The following is a 5866-nucleotide window of genomic DNA, read 5'->3' on the forward strand; positions in this document are numbered from 1 at the left end:
TCCGGCCTTCTTTGGAAATGACCAGACCCGCCCCTTCCAGCAGCGGTCGAGGCAACTCTGTCGGCAGGTTCTGCCAACCCGGCGGCGCATATCCCAACCGGAAGCGGTTGGCCAACTCGCCGGTCACGCCCCGCTGCTTTAAATATTCGATGGCCCGCCCTGCCGAGGGATGGGCCTTAAGCTGATGCTGATAAAAGCGGGCGGCGCGATCCTGTATTTCATACAGATCGGCCACTGGCTCGTCCTGCTCTCTTGCGGAACCCCGGAGCGATTCGGACGGGATCGGGATGCCCATCGTGTCCGCCAAGCTGCGCACCGCCTCAACGAATGTGAGCCGGTCGTACTCCATCAAAAAACTGATAGCGTTGCCATGGGCACCGCATCCAAAGCAGTGATAAAACTGCTTGTCCCGGCTGACGCTGAAGCTAGGCGACTTTTCGTTATGGAATGGACAACGGCAAGTGAAGTTCTGACCAGTGCGCTTGAGCGGAATCCGTGCGTCTATCAAATCGACGACATCAATACGCGCCAGCAAATCCTGGATGAACTCGCGAGGAATCCTGCCGGACATCGCTTACACCGGCGTCTTCAACCTAAACCGGCTTGCCTATCCCGGCATGGTTGACGCTTGCTCACACGCCCAGCAGGCTTTTGACCCGTGCGCTAACCGCCGACATATCCGCCCGCCCCTGCATCTTGGGCTTGAGCACGCCCATTACCTTGCCCATGCCAGCGATGCCCGCCGCGCCGGTCTCGGTGATGGCCTCTCGGATTAGACCGTCGACCTCGGCCTCGCTCAATGCCTGGGGTAGATAGGCTTGAATGACGCCAATCTCAGCGCTCTCAATCGCTGCCAAATCGTCGCGGCCACCCGCCTGGTACTGGGTGATGGACTCGCGCCGCTGCTTGACCATCTTGTCCAAGACAGCGGTGATTTGATCGTCGTCCAATTGGATGCGCTCATCGACTTCACGCTGTTTGATGGCCGCAATGACCAAGCGGATAACGCCTAAACGGTCTTTCTCGCCGGACTTCATGGCCGACTTCATGTCAGCCTGTAAGCGCTGTTTCAATGAACTCATGGGGAGCAACTCCCGGTTAGGTCTGAGGACGCCCTTTACGCAGATTCTGGAGGGCGAACCTTTCGCGGGAAAGCTTTTTCAGATGCCGCTTGACCGCCGCCGCCGCCTTACGCTTACGCTCTTCGGTGGGCTTTTCATAGAATTCCCGACGGCGAACTTCCGACAGGACGCCAGCTTTTTCACAAGCGCGCTTGAAACGGCGGATGGCAATTTCGAAGGGTTCGTTTTCTCTGATCTTGATCGAGGGCATGTAAGCTTTCCAGGAGAGGTGTCTAGTTCAACGGTTGTGTGGGCCGGCTGGTCCGGGCCTGATAAAAAGGGATAATTATACCCTCTAAGCTCAAGAAGGCAAAAAGCGAATTCCATGTACGTATTAAGCATCGAAACTTCCTGCGACGAAACCGGGGTGGCGGTTTTCCACTCCGAGCGGGGCCTGCTATCTCATCAACTCTACAGCCAAGTGAAAACCCACGCGGAATACGGCGGCGTCGTGCCGGAATTGGCCTCCCGCGACCATGTGCGGAAGCTGATTCCACTGATTAACCGCAGCATCGAAACAGCCGGTCTCGCTAAACACCAAATCAACGGCATCGCCTACACCGCCGGACCCGGCCTGATTGGTGCCCTACTGGTGGGCGCGGCAGTGGCCCGTAGCCTCGCCTGGGCCTGGAATGTCCCAGCGGTCGCCATACATCACATGGAGGGGCACTTGCTCGCCCCGCTACTGGAGCCTGACCCGCCCGCCTTTCCCTTCGTGGCGCTGCTGGTATCCGGCGGGCATACCCAATTGGTGGAAGTGGCGGGGATTGGCCGCTACCGAATTTTGGGCGAGTCCTTGGATGACGCCGCCGGGGAAGCCTTCGACAAAACCGCGAAGATGTTGGGCCTGGGCTATCCCGGCGGTCCCGAAATCGCCCGACTGGCCGACGAGGGCACGGCGGGCCGCTTCATATTTCCGCGCCCGATGACCGACCGGCCCGGCCTGGATTTCAGTTTTAGCGGACTCAAGACCCACACCCTCACCACGATGGCAGGCACGGCGGGAACCCGCCAGGACAAAGCCGACGTTGCCGCCGCTTTCCAAGAGGCCGTGGTGGACACCCTGGCGATTAAATCCCGCCGCGCTCTTCAAGCCACCGGGTTGAACCGGCTGGTGGTGGCGGGCGGCGTCAGCGCGAACCGGCGGATGCGGGAAAAATTGGAGGCGATGGGGCGGGACAAAGGCTATCGGGTGTATTTCCCGAGGCTGGAATTCTGCGGGGACAACGGCGCCATGATCGCTTACGCGGGCTGCCAGCGGCTGTTGGCGGGCCACGCCGAGCCGCCGGAAATCAACGCCCGGCCCCGCTGGCCGCTGAGCGAATTGCCGCCGCCCTAACGGCCCACCGCTAGGACTACTTCTGGCCGATGCGGCTTTCCTCGCCCTTGAGCAAGCGCTCGATGTTGGTCCGGTGCCGCACGATCAACAGCACCGCCATGACCAGCGCGGCACCAGCCAGAGCGTCCGACCGCAGCAGGAACCAGACGTAAACCGGCGCCAGCGTTGCCGCCACCAGGGCCGACAGGGACGAAATTCGCGAGATAAAGGCCACGGCGACCCAGGTCGCCAGCACGGCCAGTCCCACCCAGCCGGAGAATCCGCTCAAGACGCCAAACGCGGTGGCAACGCCTTTGCCGCCCTTGAAGCCGAAGAAGACCGGGAACAGATGGCCGACGAACGCCGCCAAGCCCACCACGGCCACGATCAGGGGTTCGGCACCCAAGGCTTTGGCTAGCAGCAGGGGAATCAAGCCTTTGAGGGCGTCGCCCGCCAGGGTGAGGGCCGCCGCCTTCTTGCCGCCCAAACGCAGCACATTGGTGGCGCCGGGGTTTTTCGAGCCCTCCTCGCGGGGATCGGGCAGGCCGAACAACCGACTGACGATGACCGCGCTCGACAACGAGCCGAATAGATACGCCACAGGAACCAAGAGCCATTGCGCCATGGGCTTTAATCCAGAGTATTTGTCAGGTTTAATGGTTTTATGCTACGAATTCGCCCATTGAGCGAAATTCAACTGGAATCACGATGGACATTATATTTCTGCGCGGCCTGAGTATCGAGACAGTCATTGGCATCTACGATTGGGAACGGACCATTCGGCAAACCGTCATCCTTGACCTCGACATGGCGACGGACATCCGCAAAGCGGCGGCGTCCGACGATATCGCCGACACCCTGGATTACAAGGCCGTTTCCAAGCGGGTGATTTCTTTTGTGGAAGAAAGCGAGTTCCTCCTGGTGGAAACCCTGGCCGAGAAAGTCACTCAAATTATTATCGAGGAATTCGGCGTGCCTTGGGTCCGCCTGACGCTCAACAAGAAGGGCGCCATCCGGGGGGCAAGCGACGTAGGGATTTTGATTGAACGCGGGGTGAAATTGGGCCATGCCTAAAGTGTTCGTCAGCATTGGCAGCAACATCGACCGGGAACGGCATATTCCGTCGTGCCTGGTGGAATTGGAGCGGCACTTCGGCACACTGACCATTTCCAACCTTTACGAAACCGGGGCCGTGGGTTTTGATGGCCCGCCCTTCCACAACCTAGTGGCCGCGTTTTTCACCGAACTGCCAGTGCGGCGGGTGGCTGAAATCCTGACCGAAATCGAGGAGCGGCATGGCCGCACGCGCAGTTGCAAAAAATTCTCCTCGCGCACCCTGGATGCCGATTTGCTCCTTTACGGCGATGTCATCATGGAAGAAGGCAAGCTGCGTCTACCCCGTGATGAAATCACCCGCTACGCCTTCGTGCTGGAACCTCTGGCCGAAATCGCGCCGGACGGCCAACACCCAGTCACGGGCGAACGCTACGCCGACTTGTGGGAATGGTTCGACAAAACCGGATTGAGCCAACAACGGCTTGGCCCGGCCCGCCCGTCAGATGAACAGGCTGCGCCCACCGTCCACCGCTAGAATCTGCCCCGTCATATAGGGCGCCTCCCCCAGCAAGAACAGCACCGCCTTGACGATGTCCGACGGTTCCCCGGCATGGCCCAGCGCGACACGGGCCAGGATTTCGGCCTTCGGCGACGCTTGCTGCTCCTGCTCCGGCCACAGGATGGCACCCGGCGCAACGCCATTCACCCGCACCTCCGAGGCCAGTTCCACCGCCAGCGAACGAGTCAACGCCGCCAGCCCGGCCTTGGCGATGCTGTACACGGGAAAGCTCCGCAACGGACGCTCGGCGTAAATATCGACGATATTGACGATGCCGCCCCGCTGCCGCCGCAAATGAGCCGCCGCCGCCTGCGCCAGGAAAAATGGCGCCTTGAGATTACTCGCCATGAGTTCGTCCCATTGCTTCTCGGCAACGGTTTCCAGGGGCGTGGGATAAAACGTCGAGGCGTTGTTCACCAAGCCATCCAGCCGCCCCCAGAACCCGGCGGCGCGGTCCACCAGCCCAGCAAGCCCCACCGTCTCCGCCAGATCGGCCCGCACCAGCCGCGCCGAATCGGGCCGCCGTTCGTTCAAGTCGGCCACCAAGGCTTCCGCCCCCGCCACCGACCGATGACAATGCACGATCACCCGATAGCCCGCCCCGTGCAGCCCACGGGCGATTTCCGCCCCAATCCGCCGGGCCGCGCCCGTCACCAGCACGGCTTTATCGAAATTTTCCGGGTTCATTCGGCCTTCTCCCCGCGATTGACCTCGAACTGAGCGAACCACTGCCCCGCCCCCACGGGCAAGGTCGGGTCGTAGTAAAGCGACGCCATGTTTAGGTGCCCGGACGCGCCCAATTCCGGCCCCGGCAACAGCGTGCGGAAGGACTCCCCGCCCAGGAGTTGATGGGTGATGGTCTGGAACAGCCGCGCCAGTTGCCCTTCCCGGACCATGGTGTCCAGCATGTGCGGCCCGGCCATGAGGCAGATCGTGCGATAGCCCAATTCGCCTAGGCGGCGGGTCAGCGCGGCGCCTTCCACCATCTGCCCTTCGCCCGCGAAAATCACCTCGTAGCCCCGGTCCCGCCAATCGGCCACCCGTCTCGGATCGGCCTGCCTTCCGGTGGCGATATAGCAAGCCTGCCCATGCTCGCGGATCGAAGCCGGCATGGAAAAATCCAGGCTGGCACTGGCGATGACCACCGCTGGCTGCGGCGGCAAGCCTTGCGCCGCACGCCAACCCGACAGGTCGCGGCCCAATTCGTGTTGCCCCACTTGCAGGATATTCCCGAGCCGCCCCTCGGCCAGCGCCCGCAGATAGCCGCCATGGGTGATGAGGCAATCGGCCTGGCCGTGCAACTCCAAAAGCAGCCGGAAATCATTCGGCGTGGTCAGGCTTTTGGGCAGGTAGGTTTCGCCGCCGGGATGCTCAAGGGCGATGCGGCCATCCAGGCTGGACAGGAAGTTCGCGTAGACGAAGGGCGACTCGGGCGTGCCCAAGCGGTGCAGGTTGAATTGCAAGTACAAGCCTCGCAAAGAGACCTCTTCGGCAGGCGGCGGATAGAGGCGAAGGACGGTTTTGGTCATGGCGGCTGTTTGAGAGTGGTCAATACTCGTTTAGAGGGTGGCAGAAGAAATACTTGACGGGATTTTACTCGCCCCGATGCTTTTCCACTGACCACTGACCACTGACCACTGACCACTGACCACTGACCACTGACCACTGACCACTGACTACTGACTACTGACGCTTTTGATTAGTTCATCAACCGCCGAATAAGGATCGCGCTTCTTGCTGGCCACTTCCGCAGCCAAACGATCCAATTTTTCGGATACTGCATCGCCATTCAATGTTTGTGCCACCAGGCGC

General features: G+C 61.1%; 9 protein-coding genes. 3 read left to right on the forward strand and 6 right to left on the reverse strand.

The genetic code is table 11. The annotated features are described in order from the left end of the window. The 3 genes from ACXWUF_RS16895 to rpsU all read right to left on the reverse strand — a co-directional run. The coding region (locus tag ACXWUF_RS16895) for a DNA primase (protein ID WP_458503320.1) at positions 1-571 on the reverse strand (571 nt) is incomplete at its 3' end. A gap of 61 nt (positions 572-632) precedes the next feature. Beyond that, on the reverse strand, positions 633-1082 hold the full coding sequence (locus ACXWUF_RS16900) for a GatB/YqeY domain-containing protein (protein WP_458496905.1): 450 nt from the start codon (positions 1080-1082) through the stop codon (positions 633-635). 16 nt (positions 1083-1098) lie between these two features. Continuing rightward, on the reverse strand, positions 1099-1332 hold the full coding sequence (gene rpsU / locus ACXWUF_RS16905) for a 30S ribosomal protein S21 (protein ID WP_458496904.1): 234 nt from the start codon (positions 1330-1332) through the stop codon (positions 1099-1101). 114 nt (positions 1333-1446) lie between these two features. Between rpsU and tsaD the strand changes: the two genes are divergently transcribed. Beyond that, positions 1447-2460, forward strand: coding sequence for a tRNA (adenosine(37)-N6)-threonylcarbamoyltransferase complex transferase subunit TsaD (gene tsaD / locus ACXWUF_RS16910; protein WP_458496903.1), 1014 nt, complete (start codon positions 1447-1449; stop codon positions 2458-2460). Positions 2461-2476: 16 nt separating this feature from the next. Here the strand turns inward: tsaD and plsY are convergent, their stop codons facing one another. Continuing rightward, positions 2477-3064: a glycerol-3-phosphate 1-O-acyltransferase PlsY gene (gene plsY / locus ACXWUF_RS16915; protein WP_458503321.1), complete on the reverse strand. Its 588-nt coding sequence runs from the start codon at positions 3062-3064 to the stop codon at positions 2477-2479. Between the two features lie 83 nt (positions 3065-3147). Between plsY and folB the strand changes: the two genes are divergently transcribed. Together folB and folK are read left to right on the forward strand one after the other, a co-directional pair. Next, on the forward strand, positions 3148-3513 hold the full coding sequence (gene folB, locus ACXWUF_RS16920) for a dihydroneopterin aldolase (RefSeq protein ID WP_458498922.1): 366 nt from the start codon (positions 3148-3150) through the stop codon (positions 3511-3513). Further along, on the forward strand, positions 3506-4030 hold the full coding sequence (gene folK, locus ACXWUF_RS16925) for a 2-amino-4-hydroxy-6-hydroxymethyldihydropteridine diphosphokinase (protein WP_458498921.1): 525 nt from the start codon (positions 3506-3508) through the stop codon (positions 4028-4030). Before folB ends, folK begins: the two co-directional genes overlap by 8 nt. On the opposite strand, the gene ACXWUF_RS16930 is transcribed toward folK, so the two are convergent. After that, the gene (locus ACXWUF_RS16930; protein ID WP_458503322.1) at positions 3995-4741 is read right to left on the reverse strand and encodes a pteridine reductase; all 747 of its coding nucleotides are present in this window, start codon (positions 4739-4741) and stop codon (positions 3995-3997) included. The genes folK and ACXWUF_RS16930 overlap by 36 nt on opposite strands. Then, positions 4738-5583 carry a RibD family protein gene (locus ACXWUF_RS16935; protein ID WP_458503323.1) on the reverse strand — a complete coding sequence of 282 codons (846 nt, stop codon included), beginning with the start codon at positions 5581-5583 and terminating at the stop codon, positions 4738-4740. The genes ACXWUF_RS16930 and ACXWUF_RS16935 overlap by 4 nt, the downstream gene beginning before the upstream one ends. Between the last annotated feature and the right edge of the window lie 283 nt (positions 5584-5866).

Source organism: Methylomagnum sp. (assembly GCF_054333355.1).